Origin of the sequence: Nocardia sp. NPDC058058, from assembly GCF_042885355.1 — a bacterium.
Classification (GTDB): Bacteria; Actinomycetota; Actinomycetes; order Mycobacteriales; family Mycobacteriaceae; genus Nocardia.
The window spans coordinates 1,055,792-1,074,927 of record NZ_JBHVSA010000001.1; the positions used below are offsets into that span (position 1 = coordinate 1,055,792).

Here is a 19,136-nt window from a genome sequence, read left to right on the forward strand (position 1 = left end):
TCCCGCCGCGACTCCCGCGGCGGGACTTTTTCGTTTCCGGAACTCGCATACTGCGTGCTAGGACTCTGGTGTGGATTCGTTTCTGAAACGACAGGCAGCGATCCGGCTGGCGAGGACGGGTCAGCTGGCGGAATTGCGGAAGTGGGCCGATAACGGGGATCCGCAGGGGTGCAGACAATTGGCTGTTGCGCTGGTTCGGGCAGGGCGGATCAGTGAGGTTCGGGACCGCACGGCTGCCGGAGATCTGTATTCGGCTCGCGCACTGGCGGATTGGCTGGTATATCGGCGACGTTTCGATGAGGCGATCGAGGTGATGCGGGTGGTGGCCGAGTCCGGGAACGTGGGTGCTCGCAGGCGGCTGGCTCGGCTGCTCGCCGGGCAGGGATACGTTGAGGAGGCCATCGCGCAGCTCGAACGTGTGCCCCGGTGGGAGCGGCACGAGAACATTGTCCGATGGGTGTCGGGCCAGTACCGGTTCGACCTGCTTCGGCAGCTCGCTGCCACCGGAAACGCCGCTGCCGTGGACGATCTCGAGCGGGCGGTCGTGTCGCTGTGGGGTAGTGCCCGCTTCACGGCCGCTATCGATCTACTGAGCGATATCGATGCGGGCCTGCCGCGCTACGACGCTCTTGACCTGAGCCTGGTGTGGTTCGCGAATCGGTGGCGGGTCCGGCGACTCCATCGGCGTGATGAAGCCATAGATCTGCTGGGTGGCACGAGTCATCCGATCGGTCGCCGGGCATTGGCCGGATTGCTGCTCATACAGGGACGTTATGACGAAGCGGTCGCCGAGCTTCGAAGTCTGATCGCCGCGGGTGACCATGTCGCCGAGGAGCGATTGCGAGTGGAGTTGCGTCGCGAGCGACCGGTGCTGGAACTGCGAGCATTCGAGCACTGCGCCGGAGGATTCCAGGCGGTCGCTTTCAGTCCGGACGGCACCATGCTGGCGACCTGCGACGGCAATAACCATGCGATCGTCCTGTGGAGTGCCACGCGCGGCGAGCACCTGCACACCCTGGATACGGAGTACCTCGTCTCTGCTCTCGCCTTCAGCGAGGACTGCGCCATGCTCGCCGCGAACGGCTGGGGTAGAGCGGGCCTGTGGGACACGGCCACCGGAGACCGCCTACGCGAAATCGGTACGGAATCCGAGTACGGCAGTGGCGTCGCCTTTCTCGCGGATGGCACGCTGCTCGCGGGCGAGACGACGTGGAGCATCGGCACCGGTGACCCCGTGCTGGTCCTGGATCCGGATAAGCCCGCGGACCGCTTCGCCAAGCGAGTCACCGCCATCGCGGTGGGACCGGGGGTGCTGGCTACCAGCACCGAGCGCCGGGATAAGGAACCCATGGAGAATCCGACTGTGCGGCTGTGGAATTCGGCCACGGGCGAACGCATTCGCGATCTGCGTATCGAGAATCAGCGGTTCGTCGAGCACCTCGCCATCAGCCCCGACGGTGAACTGCTCGCCGCTGCCTGCAATAGCGGTGTGTGGTTGTCGGACCTCAGCGGTGAGCGGATCCGCCGTATCGGCGACGAAGGTGCCCATGCGATCGCCTTCCACCCCGCCGGTCATCTCCTGGTGACTGCCCGCCGCCACAGCTGGGTCAATGGCGGAGTGCGACTGTGGAACCCGGTGTCGGGGACCTTGGTCGGTGAGTTGGACACGCCCGCCAACTCGATCGCGTTCAGCCCGGACGGCAAGTTTCTCGCCACCGCGGACGAGGGCAGCGGACTGGTGCGTCTGTGGGACACCACACCATTCGGGCGTCAGCGGTCCGGCGACAGGTGAGTATCGAGGAAGGCGAAGAACGGGGTGGTTATTCGGGAGGGGTGGAGGAAGCCGTAGCCGAGGAACATGTGGTCGGCCCGGGGGTAGATGATCAGTTGGTGTGGGACCTGGGCGGTGGTCAGGGCGCGGTCCAGGAGGATGCTCTGGTCCGGGGCGACTATGTGGTCGAATGCGCCGTGCTGGATGAGCATTGGGGCGGTATCGGGGGTGATGTAGGTGAGGGGGCTGGCGGCTCGGTTCAGGTCCGGGGATTGGGAGGGGACGACGCCGAGGAAGTGGGTTTCGGGTGAGTTCTCGATGTCGTGGCGGAGGAGGACCGGGCGGATGAGATGGTCGTCCATGCGGGCGAAATCGGTGGGGCCGTACCAGTCGACGGCGGCTTGGACTCGGCTGGAGACGCCGGTGACGCCCTGGTCGCCTTCGAGGTCGGGGTGGTCGCCGGTGGCGGCGAGCATGGCGGAGAACCAGCCGCCGGCGGATTCGCCCCAGGAGGCGAAGCGGTCGGGGTCGAGGTTGAATTCCTTTGCCTTGGAACGCAACCAGCGGACTCCGGCCTTCACATCGTGCAGCGGCAGTGGGAACTGTGCTTCACCGGAAAGCCGATAGTCCAGGCTCGCCACCGCATAGCCGCGATCGACCAGATCGGCGAAGAGGCTCACCGGATTACGGAAGCCGAGGGTGGGCAGCACCCCGGTCTTGTCGAACGCGGCGAAACCGCCGCCGTGGATGTAGACCACGGTGGGGCGAGGGCCCGGCCATCGCGATTCGGCGGGTGTGTACAGATCCAGTGCGAGATCCCGGTGCTGCCCGACGGTCGCGTACACCAGGTTGTAGCGGGCCAGACCGCCTTTCGCGAACTCCACCCCTTCCGGCCCCGCCGACGCGCCGGGCATCCGGCGCGATACGGCGGATGCCACGAATTCCCCTACCGCGCATACGCGCTCGAACACCGTCATCAGACGGTGGCGGTGGTGCGTTGCAGCGCTGCCAGCAGAGCCGCCGTATCGACGACGCCGTAGCCGTAGTCGTTGTCGAAGCCCAGCGCGCCGCGGTCGGTCGCGGTGTTGCGCAACAGATCTCGCAGCCGAGCGGGCGGCAGCGCGGTCGCGGACCATCGGGTGCGAATGGCGGCGACCACGCCCGCGGCGACCGGGCAGGCGGCGGAGGTGCCGGTATCGGGTTCGGTGGCTCCGAACGCCGTTGACCCGAGAAAGTGGGTGTAGGAGCAGATATCGGGTTTGCGGGCGCTGAGCCGGCCGGGCCCCTGGGAGGAGTAGCCGACGCGCGTGCCGGTGTTGTCGACGCCGCCGATGCTCAGCGCGCTGGGGTGCGAGTTCGCGCCGCCGATGGGCTGGTCCTTGTAGGCGCAACGACCGTCGGGGCAGTCGCGGCCGCAGTTCCCGGCGGCGAAAAGGATGTCGGCTCCGGCGGATTCGAGCGATCCCACGATCACATTGAAGGGATGCGAGGGGTTGTCGGAGTAATTGCCGGGGTTGCCCACCGGGAAGTCCCACTGCGGCGAGAACGAACCCCAACTGTTGCTGACCACCAGGGCACGGGTGGCTTCGGGTTGAGCGATCAGCACGGTGCGCAGTTGGGCGAACGCGGCGACCGCGTCGGAGAGCAGGCCATCCATGACGCTGCCGCCGTGCCGAGCACTCTGCAAGACGGGATAGTCGAGGAAACTGGCCTGCGGTGCGGCGATCAACGCGTCGAACGCGCACATCGAGCCGTGCGCCACCGGAAACTCGCCGGGCGTGCCGGTGACGCCGGACGGATTCCAACTGCGCGCGGCGTCGATGGCAGGCGGTGTGCCGCGCACCTTCCCGACGAACGCGGCATTGATCCCGGTGTCCAGAATCGCCAGCGCCACACCCGCCCCGGTGAGCCCGGCGGCGGTGAGTTGGTCTGTGTGCAAACGTGATTCGATATCGTGCCAGGTTCCGACCGCCGGAGTTCCACCGCAGGTCAGGTTGTTCTCGATGACCGGATCCGCGAACACCCCGCTGACGGTGGCCGATCGATTCAACAGCCGGATGCCCGGGGTGATCTCGTCATCGGGAATCTCCCCGCGCACGAGCACCGTCGCATCCTCGAGCGCCGCCGAGTAGGTCGCCCCACCGGACGCGGAAGCGATCGGCCCCACCCCGGGCAGCAGCACCGGCGTATACGAATCATCGAGCGTGAACCCGCCCGATTCACCCAGCACCTCGGACGAGCGAACCGTGACCCCGGGATCTGCCACCGCCGCAACCAGTTCGGCCGACGGGCGAAGCTGAATCAGAAGACGCATTCCGCCATCCTGCCGTCATTCGCGTCTTCTCGCGCGAATCGTGATGAAAATCAGGACGTACCAGCGGGATACAGGGATCTCATGCGGACCGGGTGACGATCCCGACGATGAGATCGAGCGTGTACTCGAACTCCCGATCACGGTCGAAGCGCGCCAATTCGGGCGCGGCCGCGGCGAGTTGCGGCAGGCCGGACTGCTCCAAAGTGCGACGGCGTTCGGCGATGCCCTCGAGGTCGGCGGTGCCGAATGTGGGTCCGGCGGAGACTTCGCGGAGCAGGGTTCCGACGAGGGTGGCCAGCAGGGTGCGCAGCAGCTGGACGGATTCGGCCGGGGGCCTTCCGGTTCGGCTGAGCAGGGCCAGGATCGCGTCGGTCGGCGCGAGTCCGGCCGTTGAGGAGAGTTGACGGGTCAGGACCAGGGTCGCCGCTTCCGGGTGCGCGTGGGTGACGCGGCGGAATTCGTGCGCGAGGGCGCGCAGATCGGCGGCGATGGAATCGGTCGGGGGCGGTATCCGGAGTTGGCCGAGGATGTGTTCGGCGACCGCGTCCAGCAGGTCGTCCTTGCCGTTGACGTGGTGGTAGAGGCTTTTGGCGTCGACGCCGAGCACCCGGCCGACGGACCGCATGCCCAGCGCCGCGATGCCTTCGGTATCGATCACCGTGAGCGCCGCCGACTGGATCGCCGCGCGCGAGAGCTGCGTCTCATGCTTGGGCGGACGTCCGCGCCGAGGTGGGGTAGCCGGATCGGTCATCCTTCCACCATTGCATATTTCCACGGCGTGGGTTTAATCTGACGGCTATTCCCACGCCGTGGGTTTACAGGAGATTGTCATGACCGACCGGTTCGCCATGCCGTCCGCCGAGGTGCTGCGGGCGCGGGAAAAGCTCGTCCTCGACCATTTTCACGATGAGGTGCGCCAGGACTGGGACGATGTGCTCGCCACCTTCCCGCATCCGCGCTACGAGATCATTCCCACGCTCACCGTCCACGACGGCGATACCGCGGTGCGCGGCTATTACCACGACACCCGCGTCGCCTTCCCCGATCAGGACCACGAGATCATCGCGCTGCGGCACAGCGCCGATGCGGTCATCGTCGAATTCTGGCTGCTGGGAACGCATTCCGGCCCGCTCGGCGCGATCCCGCCCACCGGTTCCCGGCATCGCACCCGCATGACGGCCTACTTCGTCTTCGACGCGGACGAGAACCTGATCGCCGAACGCATCTACTTCGACACCCTGACAATGCTCAAACAGCTCATCGGCGGATTGAACCTGCGTGATCCGCGCACCTGGCCCCTGGTCATCCGCGCCCTGCGTGGATTGCTCGCCATGACAGGCGATCCCAATCCCGCGCTCGTGGACACCCCGGCAGCGGATCTCGCGGTCCGATGAGGGTCCATCACCTGAACTGCGGCACCATGCGACCACCCGCCGCGCCCGGCGGACTGGTCTGCCACGTCCTGCTCATCGAAACCGAAAACGGTCTCGCGCTGGTGGATTCGGGCCTGGGCCGGCACGACGCGGACTCCCCCGGCGCGCGGTTCGGCGTCGCTCGCCACTATGTCCGGCCGGTATTCGATCCGGCCGAAGCCGCGATCACCCGCATCCGGGAACTCGGCCACGACCCCCGGGACGTCCGGCACATCGTGCTCACCCACTTCGATGCCGACCATGTCGGTGGGCTCGCCGATTTCCCCTGGGCGCAAGTGCATCTCACCGATGCCGAGGCATTGGCCGCCCGGCATCCGCGCACGCTGGTCGAGCGACAGCGCTATCGGCCCGCCCAGCGCTCCCACACCCCCGATCTCATCGCCTACCCGCCGACCGGTGAAGCCTGGCGTGGCTTCGAGAGCGCGCGGGAACTCACCGCCATCGCCCCCGGCATCGTCCTGATCAACCTGCCCGGTCATACCCGCGGCCACGCCGCCGTGGCCGTCGACGCCGGTGCGCACTGGATCCTGCACGCGGGTGACGCCTTCTACCATCACGCCCAACTCGACGGTACGAACGCGGCCCCGCGCAGTCTCACGGCCATGGAACGCGGCGTCGCCGCCGACTGGCCTCGGGTGCGAGCCAATCATGAACTATTGCGGCAACTTTGGTGGCAACCGGACCCGTCGCTGGCGCTGGTCAACTCCCACGATCCGTATCTGCTCGCCCGCGTCCTGGAACGGGCGTGAGCCGATATCGGGCGCGTGCCGGGTTCCTGGACATGATGGGTGGAAACCCTGAGGCGCGGACCAGCTACCCATAGGCACACTTGTTGGATGGACAGTTTGCACCTGGTGGCGGGTCCCGCCGCGGGCGAGTCCCTGCGTACCGCGCTCGCCACCGACATCGCCCGCCGCCACGACACCGTCATCGAATTCCCGGACAGTCTGGATTGCGGTCCGCTGCTGCCCGATGACCCGGCCGTCCGGGTCGAATGGTGGAGCTGGCTGACCGATATGGTGCTCGCGCAAACCGGCAGCCATTTCGCCCCGCTCGGCGAGCTGCCCGGGGAACTGGCCGCCTTCTGGAAGCAGGTGGACGGCGCCCGGTCGCCGATCATCTGGTACGGCCGCGACAATGTCGGCGAACTCGCGATGTTCCAGCAGATCTGCGCCACCCGGCCGGGCGCGTCGTTCGACGTTGTCGAGATCCCGGGAGCGGTGGGTGCTCAATCCCCCGATGCTCTGGCCGCATCGTTCGCGGGGATTCGGCCGCTCACCGCGGCCGAACACGAAGCGGCAGCGCGTAACTGGCACGCCGTGGCCGAGCAGAATCAACCCTTCCGCATCATCACTCCCGCCGGTCTGGCCTCCGCGCCCGCCGACCACTACGACGCCGCGATTCTCGATGCCACCGGCCCGGAGTGGACCGTCATCGCCCGTGCCGTCGGTTCGGTGATGGCGGAGTTGAACGTCGGCGACTCCCCGCTGTTCTGGCGGGTCAAGACGCTGGTCGATGCCGGTGTCCTGATTGCCGACGGTAACCCCTGGCTCCCGCGCCAAACCAAGATCAAACGCGCCAACCTCGGATAGTCGGCCACGCGGGACCGATATCGGGCGCGATGATTTTCGCGATGCTGCGTCGTCTGAAGTGGTGGATAACTCTATTCGGAGGTTGGAGCATGGCTGAATACCCGGTTCTGGTGCCGAGCGTGCTGCTGGAGGGGCTGGCGCTGGGCGAGTCGCCGCGCTGGCACGAGGGACGGCTGTGGTTGTCGGACTGGCTGGCCGGGGAGGTGATGTCGATCGACGCGGCCGGTGTGCCGACCGTCGAATTGACGATGTCGGGGCTGCCGTTCTGTTTCGATTGGCTGCCGGACGGTCGGTTGCTGATTCTGTCGAATGCGGACGGGCGCAAGCTGTTACGACGTGAGCACGACGGCTCGCTGGTCACCCACGCCGAACTCGCGGACGTCTCGCCCTATCCGTGGAACGAGATCGTGGTGGATGCGCGCGGGAACGCGTACATCAATTCGATCGGCTTCGACATGATGAGTGGCGAGGATCCCAAACCCGGTGTGCTGGCGGTGGTTTCGCCCGACGGCGCGGTGCGGCAGGTCGCCGATGACCTGCATTTCCCCAATGGCATGGTGATCACCCCGGACGGGTCGACGCTGATTGTCGCCGAATCGCACGCCCGGCGGCTGACCGCGTTCGATATCGCCGCCGACGGCGCTCTGGCGAACCGGCGCGTATGGGCTGAACTGGATGGATATCCGGATGGCATCTGTCTCGACGCCGAGGGCGCGGTATGGGCCGCGGCGATGGAGCACTGCCTGCGCATCGAGGAGGGCGGGCGCGTGCTGGCTCGGGTCGAGCTGGATCGCGCGCCGTTCGCGTGCATGCTCGGCGCGGAAACTTTGTATATCGTTGCGGCGGAATGGAAAGGGACGGAAGGGATGACACTGCCAAATCGGACCGGCCGAATCCTCGCTGTGCAAGCCCCGGCTCCGCGCGCAGGGCATCCCTGACCTCGGCAATTATCCGGCAGTTCAGCAACTTCGAGCATGCGACGCGTGAACGTGCCATAGCGTGGAGTCTCACCGGGCCCGGACACGGAAGGATGGGCAGATGCGGCAACAACCGGCGGCGATCGGATTTCTCCGCCACGACGTGTCGGGCACGCACCAGCGTTGGGACAGAGCCCAAATGCAGCAGCTGGCAAAGCGTTTGGGATACGACCTGTGTCACACGCTCGTATTGGGGCCGGAGACAGGCGAACTCATCGACGAGGTGCGCACCGCCATCACCGAGGCCGAAGCCGATGCGGTGATCACCCCAAGCCTGGAGCATTTCGACGGCGCGATCCCCGACCCCCTGGTCGAGGTCGCCGATCTCATCACCGTCACGCCCGAGAACACCTACGCCCGCTGGAGGGTCCCACCCACCCCCAAATCCTGACTAGAGAAGTGCGCGTACACGTTTGGCGAAGGCTTCGGGATCCTGCATGAAGCCGACGTGGCCGCCGGGAAAGAGTTCGGGCTCGATATCGAGTGCAGCGGTGAGGTGGCGCGAGGTGCGATCACAGAACAGGCCCGCGGAGGTTTCGCCGATGCCGACGACGATCCGTACGGGGGTGGCGCGCAGGCCGTCCAGATCTGGTCGCCAGCCCGCCGTGCCCTGGAACTCGTGCAGGTAGAAAAAGCGTTCGGAGGCAAGATCCGCCGCGCTGCGCTCGCCGCCGAAGGCGTCCTGGAAGACCGGTTCGGGCAGGGTCAATCCGGTGCTGGCGAAGAATCTGCGGATCGCGGGGAGGATCTCGCCCGCGGCATAGGTGGCGATGATGTCATCGTCCTGGGCGCGTCGTTCGACACGATCATCCAGAAGTTCGCGCAATGGCGGTTCGTGCGCGATCAGGGTGCGCACGGTTGCGGGATGATCCAACACCAGCGCCAGCCCGGTGATCGCACCACCGCTGGACCCAATCACAATCGCCGGTCCCGCATCGAGATTGGTGATCAACCGAGCCATATCGTCCGCCCGCAACTCGGGCGTGGAATCCTTCTCCGGATCCGTGAGCACACTCCTGCCATGCCCGCGCGGATCCGCCGTCAACACCGTGTACTCCGAGGCCAGCAGCTCAGCCAGCGGAACAAACGGCACCGAATCCATCGGTGCGCCGACGAGGGCAACCAGCGGCCCGCTACCCCGGGTTTCGTAGTAGACCCGACCATCCGGAACAGTCAGAAATCCGGAGCTGACGGGAATCGTCGAGGCCATACTTACTCCCAGCGAGCGGACTACGCGGACACCACCCCAGACGCTACGCCGCCACGCTCCCCCTCGCCCCGGATCGTTCTCGCCCCGAATCCTTCGGCCCGACCACTCGGGCCCGGGCCGCGGCCGCACGATGGTGTACCGCCGCAGGACGATTACGGTGAATCCGGTGCGCACATCGATTCGAACGGGTACGGCACTGTTGGTCGCCGGAATCGCTATTTACGGCATGGCGCTTATCGTGCTGATCGTCAGCGGGGAGACCACGGTGCGATTCTCGGCCGATACCGGGGAGGCGCGGCCGGTTTGGATGCTGTGGATACCCGCTGGGGTGGGGCTGGTGATCGCGGCGTTGATCCCGCCGCGTACGGCTGCTTCGGACCGATTTGCGGACGCCGAGCCGCGAATACTTACTCGCGACACCTGGCTGCTGGTCGCCGCCGCGGTTGCCTTCGCTGTCGGATTTCATCTGGCGCGGGGTGATGACCTGTGGTTCCTGATTCTGAAAGGTGTTCTGCTGCTGGCATTCCCGCTGCTGGTCTGTCACGTTGGCTGGGCCGAATGGGCGCGCCTGGATGTGCGCGGCCGCTGGCTTCGGCCCGCGATCGCGATCGCCGCCTTCCTGCTGGCATCCATCGCGATGGACCCCGGCTGGTCAGGTAACCCGCCCGACGTCGTCACCGTCCTCGCCGTCTTTCTCATCAACGCGGTGCTCGAGGAAATCTTCTATCGCTTCTGGTTGCAGACGCGCCTCGAGTCCCGCTACGGCCGCTGGCCCGCCATCCTCCTCACCAGCTTGCTGTGGGCCGCATGGCATTCCGCCATTCACGGCGGCAACGGCCTACTCGTCGATTCGGCAGCCGCAATCCTGAACATCGGCGTAACCGGCCTATTCCTCGGCTACCTCTGGTCCCGCCACCGCAACCCCTGGCTGCTGATCGCGGCCCACGGCTTCATGAACGCCCCACCCGCAATGCTCGCCGCAATGGCCTGACCTCGATGCTCGGCTCCGTCACGGGCGGATCGGGGCGGTGATGGTTTGAGCGGGCTGCGGCGGTTGGGCGGCCCAGGAGGCGAGGATGCGGAGGGCTTCGTGGCTGGGTGAGCCGATGGGCGCGGTGTATGTCACGAGGGATTGTTCGGTGGCGGAAAGCACCTGTAGGACTTGCCAATCCAGGTCCAGGTCGCCGACGACGGGGTGGTGTAGGCGTTTGCGTCCGCCGGCCAGGGCGCGGACGCCGTGGCCGGCCCACCAGCGGCGGAAATCGGTGTCACACACCGAGAGTTCGCCGACCAGGCGGAGTAGTCGGGGGTCGCCGGGGGTGCGGGCGGCTGCCATTCGCAGGCGGTCCACCGCTTCGGTGGCCACGGCTTCCCAATCGCGGAAGATCGCTCGCATGTGCGGCTCCAGGAATATCAATCGGACCAGTGCGCGCTGCTCGGCGGGAATCTCGCCGAAATCGAGGAAAAGTGCTGTGGCGGCGGCATTCCAGGCCAGGAGGTCGGTGCGCGGACCCAGGACGAACGCCGGGGTGGTGAGCGTATCCAGCAGGTCGCGCAGCGGTGGGCTGACCTCCGGCGCGGAGTGGCCGCCGCGCGCGGGTCTGGCCTGCACCAGTATGCGCAGGTAGTCATGCTCGGCCGCGGTCAGTCGCAAGGCGCGCGCGATGCCCGCCAGCAGATTCTCCGAGGCGGCCGCGACGCGCCCCTGTTCCAGTCGCGTGTAGTGGTCGACGCTGACCGCGGCCAGCAGCGCGACCTCCTCGCGGCGCAATCCCTTGACCCGGCGCGGATTTCCGATGGCGGGCAGGCCCACATCCGCCGGGGATATCGCCGCCCGCTTGGCCTTCAGGAATTCGCCCAACTCGCTCACCGGGCCAGTCTCGCATTCCACGACCGGATGTTCCTGGGGGTTCCATCCCCCGGAACGGCGGCCCCGGCCACGACAGCACCCTGGCTGAAGATCGCCCGCACGGCGAATCTCATTGGCATGACGAATATTTCGCTCGACAGCGCGGCCCGCATCACCGCCGCCGGATTGCAGGCGGCCACCGCCATCGACACCCCGATGAATATCGCGGTCGTCGACGCGGCCGGACACCTGCTGCACTTCGCCAGGATGGCGGATTCGATGCTGGGCTCCATCGACCTCGCACAGCGGAAAGCCAAGACCGCCATCCTCTTTCACATTCCGACGGCCGTACTCGGCACGCTGTCCCGCCCGGACGGCCCGATCTACGGCATCGAACTCAGCAATGACGGGCTCGTGTCCTTCGGCGGCGGCCTGCCCATCACCGATGCGCAGGGCCGGGTGATCGGCGCTGTCGGCGTCTCGGGCGGTACGGCGGATCAGGACGTGGAGGTGGCGCAGGCCTGCCTCGCAGCGCTTTAACGGGGTTTGCCCGCACCCTCTTCCTATGTATATTAGGTCAAACCCTAAGAACAATAGGAAGAGGGCGAGATGAGATCCGATACCCTGCGCGTACCGGGCGCGACCATTCACTACGAGGTGCGCGGCACCGGTCCACTGCTGCTGTTGATTCCCGGCGGCGGCGGTGACGCCGCAGTGGTGGACCCGATCGCGGACCGGCTCGCCGCGCACTTCACCGTGGCCTGCCTGGATCCGCGCGGGTACTCCCGCAGCACCATCGACGCGGGTGAACCACTGGATCAGCGCGTCGAGGTGCAGAGCGATGATGTGCACCGGTTGATCACGCACCTCACCGATGAGCCCGCCTATGTCTTCGGCGGCAGCAGCGGTGCCATCGTGGGCCTGGATCTGCTCGCGGGCTATCCCGAGCGGGTGCATCGGCTCGTCGCGCACGAACCACCCTGTTTCGCAATCCTTCCCGACGCCGCGGCGCAGCGCGCCTTCATCGACGAGGTGTACGCGCTGTTCCGCGCCGAAGGGCCGGGCGCGGCCGGAGCGCGGTTCCTGGCGGGCATCGGCGGCACGATGAAACCGCTCCCCGACTCCGCTGAGCTGCCGCCGCGCGCCCGAGCCATGCTGGCCCGGCTCACCGCGAATTTCCCCATCATGCTGGAACATGAACTGCGACAGTTCACTTCGCATATCCCGCATATGGACGCACTGGTGACGGTGACCGACCGGCTGGTGCTGGCCTCGGGCCGCGACACCGGTCTACACCTGCCCGCGCGCCCGGCCGCGGTGCTGGCCGATCAGCTCGGCATGGAGGTCACCGAATTCCCGGGTGGCCACAGCGGCTTCACCGATGAGCCGGAGGCCTTCGCCGATCTGCTCGTGGAGATATTCGCGCTACCTGCGATGAGAACCGCCTGATCGGACGTCGGTAATCGTAAGGATTCGGTTCGGCCGTCGTCCGCCGTTGCCGGTTTCGTGTATTGCTTGATGGGGGCTGCCGGTTGGGGAGCCATCGTCGATGGGATGAGCATGATCGTGGTGACGGGCGCGACCGGCAATGTCGGCGCGGATTTGGTGGCGGCCCTGGCGGATGACGCGGAGCCGGTCCGGGCACTGGTGCGCGATCCGGCACGGGCGCAGCTCCCGGCCGGAATCGAAAGCCGTGCAGCCGATTTGACGGCTCCGGACAGTCTCGCCGCCGCATTCGAGGGCGCGCGGGCGCTCTTCCTGCTGCCGGGTTATCCAGGCGTCGCGCAGGCCGCCGCGAAGGCGGGCGTGGAACACATCGTGCAATTGTCGGGGGTGTCCGCGGCGACCGGTGACACCGGCAACGCGGTGACGCGCTACATGATGGCCTCCGAGCGCGAGGTCACCGAATCCGGTGCGGCCTGGACGATACTGCGGCCGTGCGCCTTCGATTCGAACGCACTGCGCTGGCTGCCGCAACTGGCGGCGGGTGATGTGGTGCGAGCGCCGTTCCCGGAGGTCCGCACCGCCGCACTCGATTCCTACGATCTCGCTGCGGTGGCATCGCACGCGCTGCGCGATGACGCCTACCGCGGCGAAATCCTGTGGCCCACAGGTCCGGAACCGCTGCGGCCGGCGGACCAGGTCGCCATTCTCGCGCGGATTCTGGATCGGGATCTGCACTGCGTCGGCCTGTCCGACGAGGAGGCGCGCACGGAAATGCTGCGCACCACCCCGGTCGAATACGTGAACGCCTTCTTCGATTTCTATGTCGACGGCGCGATCGACGAATCCATTGTGCGGAACACCGTCGAGGAGATCACCGGCCGCGCACCGCGCACCTTCGCCCAGTGGGCCACGGTGCACGCCGATGCTTTTCGCTGACTAGCCGGTCAGACCCCGCCGGGCCAGCAGCGGCTGGATTTCCGGAGCACGCCCCCGGAATGACGCGTACGCCACGAGCGGATCCACCGATCCGCCCTTGGCGAGCAGACCGCGACGGAATCGTTCACCCTTCTCGCGGATCGGCGCTTCCCCGTCCTCGAACCATTGCACGGTGTCGGCGTCGAGCACCTCACTCCAGATGTAGGAGTAGTAGCCCGCGCCGTACCCGCCCGCGAAGATATGGGCGAAATAGCCGGTGCGATAGCGCGGCGGGATCGCCGACAGCGCGAGCCCGGCCTTGTGCAGTGCCGCCTCCTCGAACAATTCGGCGTCGATATCGGCGGACTGGTCGGCGGTAATGCGATGCCAGGCCCAATCCAGCAGGGTCGCGCCCAGGTATTCCACGGTGCGGAAGCCCTCGCCGAATCGCTCTGCCGCCGCACGCTTTTCGAGTAGTTCGGCGGGAATCGGCGCACCGGTTTCCACGTGCCGGGCGTAGTTGGCCAGGATTTCCGGGCGGCTCGCCCACATCTCATTGACCTGGGACGGGAATTCCACGAAGTCGCGCGGCACGGCCGTTCCGGCGAAGAACGGATACCGCACATCGGAGAACAGGCCGTGCAGGGCATGGCCGAACTCGTGGAACAGGGTGCGGACGTTATCCCAAGTCAGCAGTGCCGGTTCGGATGCGGGCGGCTTCACGATATTGAGGTTGTTGACCACCACGGCCCGGGTGCCCAGCAATTCGGACTGGCCGACGAGTTCATTCATCCACGCGCCGCCGCGCTTGGACGGGCGGGCGAAGAAATCACCGAGGAACAGGCCCAGCCCGCTGCCGTCGGCGTCGAAGACCTCGAACACCCGCACCTCGGGGTGGTAGCCGACCAGGTCGGTGCGTTCGGTGAAGGTGAGGCCGTATACCTGTTCGGCGGCGTAGAAGACGCCGTCGCGCAGTACCCGTTCCAATTCCAGGTACGGGCGCAGCGCGTCGGCATCGACCGAGAAGCGTTCGGCCCGTACCTTTTCCGACCAGTACTGCCAATCCCAGGACCGCAATTCGGCATCGTCCGAGGATTCGCCCGCGCGCATGGCGGTGGTCAATTCCGCCGCCTCGCGTTCGGCATTGGTGACCGCGGGGCCGATGAGCTGGCTCAGCATTTCCTCGACCGCGTCGGTGGTCGTGGCGGTTTGGTCGGCGACGATATACGAGGCGTGATCCGGATAGCCGAGCAGTGCGGCGCGGGACGCGCGCAGCCGGGCGATCCGGCCCGCGAGTTCGGCATTCGGATTGTCGCCGAAGCCGCGGCCCAGCGAGGCCATCATCATGCGCCGCCGAACTTCACGATCGGCCAGTTCGGCCAGCACCGGCTGATTGGAGACATTCTGCAGACTCAGCGCCCAGCCGTCGTGTTCAAGCGAGCGGGCGTTCTCGGCGGCGGCGGTGATCGCGGCGGGTGCGAGCCCGGCCAATTCGCGCTCGGTGTCCAGGAACAGGGTCGCGGCCTTGGTGGCGGCCATGATGTTGTGCTTGAACTCGGTGGTGGCCGAGGCCAATTCCATATTCCAGGTGCGCAATTGATCCCGCTCGGTCGCGCTCAGCGCCGCGCCCGCCCGCACGAATCGGTTGTGGTAGCGCTCCAGCAGCCGCGCTTCCTCCGCACTCAACCCGAGCGTGTCGCGCTGGTCGAAGAGCGTGCGAATGCGGGCGAACAGGTCCTGGTTCAGCAGCACCGCATCGCTGAGCGCGGCCAGTTTCGGCGACATCTCCGATTCGATGGCCTCGCTGCCCGGCGTGGAATCCGAGGACGAGATATTGAAGAACACATTCGCGACCCGGGTCAGGATCGCACCCGAAAGCTCCAGCGCCACCACGGTATCGGCGAATGTCGGCCCATCCGAGGCCGTGATGGCGGCTATCTCGGCCAGCTTCTGCGCGATGCCCGCTTCGAAAGCGGGCAGGTAATGCTCCTCGCGGATATCCGCGAACGGCGGCAGCTGATACGGCAGGGTGCTGGGTTCGAAGAACGGATTGCTCACCCCGCAAACCCTATGCCGGAACCGCGAGCGGGGTACACCGGACACGAATGCGGCCTCGGTCGCGCGGTGGGTTCGATGCCACCGCGCGACCGGGTCGATCAGTCGGTCGATCCGGAAATATCAGCGTCCGTTGCGGATTCGGTACTCGACCGCGTAGCCCAGCTTGCCCGGCTTGTCCGCCGAGTACGGCTGCGAGATCTTGGCGAATTCGCCCTTGTCCTCGGCCTTGCCGTCATTCCACGCGCCGAGCTGGTCGAGCTCGCGGGCGGTCTTGCCCTCGGCGACGATGGCATCGGGGGCGAGCGCGGTCTGCGCCTTGGTGACGGTCTTCAGCGCGGCCAGGTAGGCGGAGAAATCGCTGCGATTCCAGTCGCCGCCGACGTTGCCCTTGCGCATCCAATCGCCCCAGAAGAATTCCTCGAACGGCAGATCGCCGACGTGGTAGCCGATATCGCGGGCGAAGTACATCATGCTGCGGAACTTGTCATCGGAGAAGTTGGACAGGCCCAGCGACTTCGGGAGCTGATCCACCGCGACCGGATTGCCCGCGACATCCTTGAGCCAGACCCAGCCCTTGGCCTTCATCTGCGTCCAGAAGTCGGCATCGGACAGGGTGCTCAGGTTGCCCAGCACCTTGAGCCGCACGTGCAGATCAGCTCCGCCGTCCGGGGTCTCCAGGTAGGAGGTCAGCGTGTGATGCCCGTCGGTCAGGTACGGCTTGCCGCCGGGGCCGATGACCACGGTCTTCATCGCGGCGATGCTCTCGGGAGTCTCCTGGCCGACCGCCAGTTTGCACTGGAACGAAGACGGATCAGTCAGGCGCGCATCCGGTTTGGCCGATACGACGGCCAGCTGGCCGTTGCTCTCGCACCAGTCGTTGAACTTGGAGTTGATCTCGTCCTTGCCGAGCGTGTAGCGGCCCAGCTTGTAATAGATCTCGTCGTAGCCCAGCGACGGCTGGGTGGCCAGCACATCACCGATCCGCACATCGAGCAGATCACCCGCCGCCGCGCAGGCGTACGACGATCCCGCCGATCCGCTCTGTAGCGCGCACAGCGGATCCGCGCTCGCATTGCCCGGGGCGACCCAGGTGATGCCACTGGCCAAGGCGACCAGGGCCGCGGCGATGCCCGCGGTCCAACGACCCCGCACGACGGTGGTACTGCTCATCGATTTCCTCACATCCGCATGTCATCCAAGCCGCATCACGGTGACCATCGCTCGTGACGGGCATGCGATCACTCGGCGGACGAATGCTGTTCACTACGACAACAATTGGTGAACAGGTGCGCACTTGTCAGGCGGTCCAGAGAGATTCGGCGGGTTTCTGCGGGTCGACCCATTCCTGATCGAAGTACCAGACCAGGCCTTCGGCCTCCTCGGCGATGCGCAGGGCGATCACCGAGCCGAAGACCGCGCCCAGGCGATGCGAATCCTCGGCGGACATTTCGATATTCACCACCTGGGTGGTTTCGGCGAGATGTGCGCGGATGCGGTCCGGGCCGGGGCCGACCGCGCCGATCAGGTGCTCCCCCAGTACTTCTCCGACCTGGGCGACCACATCGGCGCCGAGTGCGTGCCAGACGCGCATACCGCGGCCTTCGGTCTTCCAGCCGACCGATACCTCGGCGTCGGCGTCGATGCGCAGGTTCACCAGGGCGTGTTCGAGGGCGTCCTCGACCTCGGCGTCGTTCTCGAAGAAGCCCTCCGCCAAGGTCCACAGATCCGCGCTGGATATCCAGTCCCACACCTCAGCGCCATCCAACTCGACCGATTCCCGGCAGTACACGCTGATCCACTCCGCCACGGCCCCACCGTATGCGTCCGACGGGTGATCGGGCTACCTATCTGTTACGTGCTGGCGGGCAATGATTTCCAGCAGCCGTTCATGAGTCGCGGTGTCGGCGGCGGCCACCAACCCGTGCGCTCCGGCGAGCACCTCTTCGCCCGCCAGCCCGGTCACCACGCATCCCGCCGCGCGGCACAGCGCTATTCCGCTGCTGAAATGCACATTGTCCCGGAAATCGCCATCGGTCAGATATGCCGCGCGACGGCCCGCGGCGACCCAAACCAATGCCAGTGAGGTGGAGAGAACCCGGGGATGGAATCGCGTCATGAATCGGTCGTCGGTGAATAGGCGACCGGCGCTGAATGTTCCGCGATTCGGATAGGGCGGATCGACGTCGATATCGACCAGTTTGCTATCGGCGCGGGGTGCCAGTGGACGGTCCGCGCCGTCGCGCCGGGCGAATGCGCCCGTTCCCGCCGTCCAGAAGATCTCTCCGGCGAAAGGATCGGCGACCGCCGCGACCTTCAGTGAATTCCCTTCGCGCAGTGCGATATTCACGCCCACCTCAGGGGTGCCCGCCGCGAAGTTCCGGGTTCCGCACAGCGGGTCGATCAGCCAGACGCGATCCGCGCGCGAGGCGCCGGACCGGCCCGATTCCTCGGCAATGAATCGATCGTCCGGGCGGGCGGCGCTGATCACCTCGAGAATGGCTTGTTCCGCGGCGATATCCGCCTGGGTCGCGAAATCGTCGCCTTCCTTGGCATAGTGCTCGACGGGGCCGCGGAAGGCCGCGCGCAGTACATCGGACGCGGCTTCCGCTGCGCGAATGGCGATTTCGACATCTGAGTCCACCATTCGCACGCTACCGAGTTCGTCAGGGCAATAGGGGGCGGACCTGTTCGGCGGTGAAGCGCAGGAATCCGATCGGGTCGGGTTCGTCGGCGGTGGGTTGCAGGATGACGCTGGTCGCGCCCGCTTCGTACCAGCGCAGTACCGATTCGGCGATGGCTTCGGCATTGCCCGCGACGCCGATATCGGGAATGGTGTCGCGGTCCTTGATCTGCAATTCGGCGGCGATGCGGTCGGCGGCGTCGGGTCCGGTGGCCGTCAGCAGGTATGCCACGATCGGGAAAGGCTGGGCAGCAAGCGATTCCGTTCGGGCATCGCGGAAGATGTCGACGGCGGCCCGGATGCGCTCGGGTGAGGCGGTGCTGTCCAGCACGACGCCGTCGGCCGATTCGCCCACCAGCCGCAGGGTTTTGGGGCCGCTCGCGGCGGCGAGGATCGGCGGCGCGGCGGCCGGGGGCCAATCCAGAGCCACGCCATCGAGTTGCACGTAGCGGCCCTTCACCGTGAGTCGCTCACCGGCCAGCAGTGCGCGCAGGGCCTCGAGGTATTCGCGCAGCAGCGTCACCGGCGACGCCGCACGCGCGCCCACCTGGCCCATCCAATCCTGGACGCCGTGGCCGACGCCCCAGATGCCGCGACCGGGGAACATGCGCTCGAGCGTCGCGATCTCCATGGCGGTGAGGGCGACATTGCGCAGCGGTACGGGCAGCACCCCGACCCCGATGCGCACCCGCTCGCTCCACGCCAATGCGGCTGCGGCGGTGGAGATTCCGCCCTCCAGGAAACAGTCCTCCCACAGCCACAATTCGTCGAGTCCCGAATCATCCGCCACCCGAACCGCCTCGCGCAGGCGCTCCGGCGGATTCTGCGGACGGAACACCGCTCCCAAGGTCGTCATGAACCCATGACTACCAGATGCGGATGACATCGGAC

Annotated in this window: 20 protein-coding genes; 10 read left to right on the forward strand and 10 right to left on the reverse strand. The window is 66.7% G+C overall.

All coding sequences use genetic code 11. The features are described 5' to 3' along the window. Positions 1 to 70: 70 nt before the first annotated feature. The gene (locus tag ACFVUS_RS04810) at positions 71 to 1,792 is read left to right on the forward strand and encodes a WD40 repeat domain-containing protein (protein ID WP_387761807.1); all 1,722 of its coding nucleotides are present in this window, start codon (positions 71 to 73) and stop codon (positions 1,790 to 1,792) included. On the opposite strand, the gene ACFVUS_RS04815 is transcribed toward ACFVUS_RS04810, so the two are convergent. From ACFVUS_RS04815 to ACFVUS_RS04825, 3 genes are all read right to left on the reverse strand, one after another. Beyond that, positions 1,771 to 2,709 carry an alpha/beta hydrolase fold domain-containing protein gene (locus ACFVUS_RS04815; RefSeq protein WP_387761808.1) on the reverse strand — a complete coding sequence of 313 codons (939 nt, stop codon included), beginning with the start codon at positions 2,707 to 2,709 and terminating at the stop codon, positions 1,771 to 1,773. The two genes, ACFVUS_RS04810 and ACFVUS_RS04815, sit on opposite strands and share 22 nt — an antisense overlap. A gap of 38 nt (positions 2,710 to 2,747) precedes the next feature. Next, positions 2,748 to 4,085 carry a S8 family serine peptidase gene (locus ACFVUS_RS04820; RefSeq protein ID WP_387761809.1) on the reverse strand — a complete coding sequence of 446 codons (1,338 nt, stop codon included), beginning with the start codon at positions 4,083 to 4,085 and terminating at the stop codon, positions 2,748 to 2,750. Positions 4,086 to 4,164: 79 nt separating this feature from the next. Further along, entirely contained in the window at positions 4,165 to 4,836 is a 672-nt protein-coding gene (locus ACFVUS_RS04825; protein ID WP_387761810.1) for a TetR/AcrR family transcriptional regulator, read from the reverse strand. A 79-nt stretch (positions 4,837 to 4,915) separates the two neighbouring features. Between ACFVUS_RS04825 and ACFVUS_RS04830 the strand changes: the two genes are divergently transcribed. The 5 genes from ACFVUS_RS04830 to ACFVUS_RS04850 all read left to right on the forward strand — a co-directional run bounded on the left by ACFVUS_RS04830 (position 4,916) and on the right by ACFVUS_RS04850 (position 8,478). Next, positions 4,916 to 5,479 carry an ester cyclase gene (locus ACFVUS_RS04830; RefSeq protein ID WP_387761811.1) on the forward strand — a complete coding sequence of 188 codons (564 nt, stop codon included), beginning with the start codon at positions 4,916 to 4,918 and terminating at the stop codon, positions 5,477 to 5,479. Next, entirely contained in the window at positions 5,476 to 6,267 is a 792-nt protein-coding gene (locus tag ACFVUS_RS04835) for an MBL fold metallo-hydrolase (protein ID WP_387761812.1), read from the forward strand. The genes ACFVUS_RS04830 and ACFVUS_RS04835 overlap by 4 nt, the downstream gene beginning before the upstream one ends. 87 nt (positions 6,268 to 6,354) lie before the next feature. Beyond that, positions 6,355 to 7,110 (forward strand): DUF3658 domain-containing protein, encoded by a 756-nt coding sequence (locus tag ACFVUS_RS04840; protein WP_387761813.1) that lies wholly within the window; start codon positions 6,355 to 6,357, stop codon positions 7,108 to 7,110. An 89-nt stretch (positions 7,111 to 7,199) separates the two neighbouring features. After that, a complete protein-coding gene (locus ACFVUS_RS04845; RefSeq protein WP_387761814.1) occupies positions 7,200 to 8,048 on the forward strand; it encodes an SMP-30/gluconolactonase/LRE family protein in 849 nt (282 codons plus the stop codon). Between the two features lie 178 nt (positions 8,049 to 8,226). Continuing rightward, complete coding sequence (locus tag ACFVUS_RS04850; protein WP_387761815.1) at positions 8,227 to 8,478, forward strand: hypothetical protein; 252 nt, start codon at positions 8,227 to 8,229, stop codon at positions 8,476 to 8,478. On the opposite strand, the gene ACFVUS_RS04855 is transcribed toward ACFVUS_RS04850, so the two are convergent. Then, positions 8,479 to 9,297 (reverse strand): alpha/beta fold hydrolase, encoded by an 819-nt coding sequence (locus ACFVUS_RS04855; protein ID WP_387761816.1) that lies wholly within the window; start codon positions 9,295 to 9,297, stop codon positions 8,479 to 8,481. It abuts the gene before it with no gap. Positions 9,298 to 9,496: 199 nt separating this feature from the next. On the opposite strand from ACFVUS_RS04855, the gene ACFVUS_RS04860 reads away from it, so the two are divergent. Further along, positions 9,497 to 10,288, forward strand: coding sequence for a CPBP family intramembrane glutamic endopeptidase (locus ACFVUS_RS04860; protein ID WP_387761817.1), 792 nt, complete (start codon positions 9,497 to 9,499; stop codon positions 10,286 to 10,288). A gap of 18 nt (positions 10,289 to 10,306) precedes the next feature. Here the strand turns inward: ACFVUS_RS04860 and ACFVUS_RS04865 are convergent, their stop codons facing one another. Further along, positions 10,307 to 11,167 (reverse strand): helix-turn-helix domain-containing protein, encoded by an 861-nt coding sequence (locus tag ACFVUS_RS04865; RefSeq protein ID WP_387761819.1) that lies wholly within the window; start codon positions 11,165 to 11,167, stop codon positions 10,307 to 10,309. Between the two features lie 117 nt (positions 11,168 to 11,284). Here ACFVUS_RS04865 and ACFVUS_RS04870 point away from each other — a divergent pair, with 117 nt between their 5' ends. From ACFVUS_RS04870 to ACFVUS_RS04880, 3 genes are all read left to right on the forward strand, one after another. Further along, positions 11,285 to 11,686: a heme-binding protein gene (locus tag ACFVUS_RS04870; RefSeq protein WP_387761820.1), complete on the forward strand. Its 402-nt coding sequence runs from the start codon at positions 11,285 to 11,287 to the stop codon at positions 11,684 to 11,686. A 69-nt stretch (positions 11,687 to 11,755) separates the two neighbouring features. After that, positions 11,756 to 12,595 (forward strand): alpha/beta fold hydrolase, encoded by an 840-nt coding sequence (locus tag ACFVUS_RS04875; protein ID WP_387761821.1) that lies wholly within the window; start codon positions 11,756 to 11,758, stop codon positions 12,593 to 12,595. A 105-nt stretch (positions 12,596 to 12,700) separates the two neighbouring features. Next, positions 12,701 to 13,528 carry an NAD(P)H-binding protein gene (locus ACFVUS_RS04880; protein ID WP_387761822.1) on the forward strand — a complete coding sequence of 276 codons (828 nt, stop codon included), beginning with the start codon at positions 12,701 to 12,703 and terminating at the stop codon, positions 13,526 to 13,528. Here the strand turns inward: ACFVUS_RS04880 and ACFVUS_RS04885 are convergent, their stop codons facing one another. The 5 genes from ACFVUS_RS04885 to ACFVUS_RS04905 all read right to left on the reverse strand — a co-directional run bounded on the left by ACFVUS_RS04885 (position 13,529) and on the right by ACFVUS_RS04905 (position 19,101). Further along, a complete protein-coding gene (locus ACFVUS_RS04885; protein ID WP_387761823.1) occupies positions 13,529 to 15,565 on the reverse strand; it encodes a M3 family metallopeptidase in 2,037 nt (678 codons plus the stop codon). It abuts the gene before it with no gap. Positions 15,566 to 15,685: 120 nt separating this feature from the next. Beyond that, positions 15,686 to 16,735 (reverse strand): ParB/Srx family N-terminal domain-containing protein, encoded by a 1,050-nt coding sequence (locus ACFVUS_RS04890; RefSeq protein WP_387761824.1) that lies wholly within the window; start codon positions 16,733 to 16,735, stop codon positions 15,686 to 15,688. Between the two features lie 127 nt (positions 16,736 to 16,862). Then, the gene (locus ACFVUS_RS04895; RefSeq protein WP_387761825.1) at positions 16,863 to 17,372 is read right to left on the reverse strand and encodes a hypothetical protein; all 510 of its coding nucleotides are present in this window, start codon (positions 17,370 to 17,372) and stop codon (positions 16,863 to 16,865) included. Between the two features lie 33 nt (positions 17,373 to 17,405). After that, positions 17,406 to 18,206 (reverse strand): inositol monophosphatase family protein, encoded by an 801-nt coding sequence (locus ACFVUS_RS04900; protein ID WP_387761826.1) that lies wholly within the window; start codon positions 18,204 to 18,206, stop codon positions 17,406 to 17,408. A 22-nt stretch (positions 18,207 to 18,228) separates the two neighbouring features. Next, positions 18,229 to 19,101, reverse strand: a complete 873-nt coding sequence (locus ACFVUS_RS04905) for an LLM class flavin-dependent oxidoreductase (protein ID WP_387761827.1) — start codon at positions 19,099 to 19,101, stop codon at positions 18,229 to 18,231. Positions 19,102 to 19,136: the final 35 nt, after the last annotated feature.

Excerpts from the sequence above, each read along its gene's own strand:
- ACFVUS_RS04820 (WP_387761809.1), bottom strand. The coding sequence starts at position 4,085 with ATGCGTCTTCTGATTCAGCTTCGCCCGTCGGCCGAACTGGTTGCGGCG.
- ACFVUS_RS04825 (WP_387761810.1), bottom strand. The coding sequence starts at position 4,836 with ATGACCGATCCGGCTACCCCACCTCGGCGCGGACGTCCGCCCAAGCAT.
- ACFVUS_RS04830 (WP_387761811.1), top strand. The coding sequence starts at position 4,916 with ATGACCGACCGGTTCGCCATGCCGTCCGCCGAGGTGCTGCGGGCGCGG.
- ACFVUS_RS04835 (WP_387761812.1), top strand. The coding sequence starts at position 5,476 with ATGAGGGTCCATCACCTGAACTGCGGCACCATGCGACCACCCGCCGCG.
- ACFVUS_RS04840 (WP_387761813.1), top strand. The coding sequence starts at position 6,355 with ATGGACAGTTTGCACCTGGTGGCGGGTCCCGCCGCGGGCGAGTCCCTG.
- ACFVUS_RS04845 (WP_387761814.1), top strand. The coding sequence starts at position 7,200 with ATGGCTGAATACCCGGTTCTGGTGCCGAGCGTGCTGCTGGAGGGGCTG.
- ACFVUS_RS04850 (WP_387761815.1), top strand. The coding sequence starts at position 8,227 with ATGCAGCAGCTGGCAAAGCGTTTGGGATACGACCTGTGTCACACGCTC.
- ACFVUS_RS04855 (WP_387761816.1), bottom strand. The coding sequence starts at position 9,297 with ATGGCCTCGACGATTCCCGTCAGCTCCGGATTTCTGACTGTTCCGGAT.
- ACFVUS_RS04870 (WP_387761820.1), top strand. The coding sequence starts at position 11,285 with ATGACGAATATTTCGCTCGACAGCGCGGCCCGCATCACCGCCGCCGGA.
- ACFVUS_RS04875 (WP_387761821.1), top strand. The coding sequence starts at position 11,756 with ATGAGATCCGATACCCTGCGCGTACCGGGCGCGACCATTCACTACGAG.
- ACFVUS_RS04880 (WP_387761822.1), top strand. The coding sequence starts at position 12,701 with ATGAGCATGATCGTGGTGACGGGCGCGACCGGCAATGTCGGCGCGGAT.
- ACFVUS_RS04890 (WP_387761824.1), bottom strand. The coding sequence starts at position 16,735 with ATGAGCAGTACCACCGTCGTGCGGGGTCGTTGGACCGCGGGCATCGCC.
- ACFVUS_RS04905 (WP_387761827.1), bottom strand. The coding sequence starts at position 19,101 with ATGACGACCTTGGGAGCGGTGTTCCGTCCGCAGAATCCGCCGGAGCGC.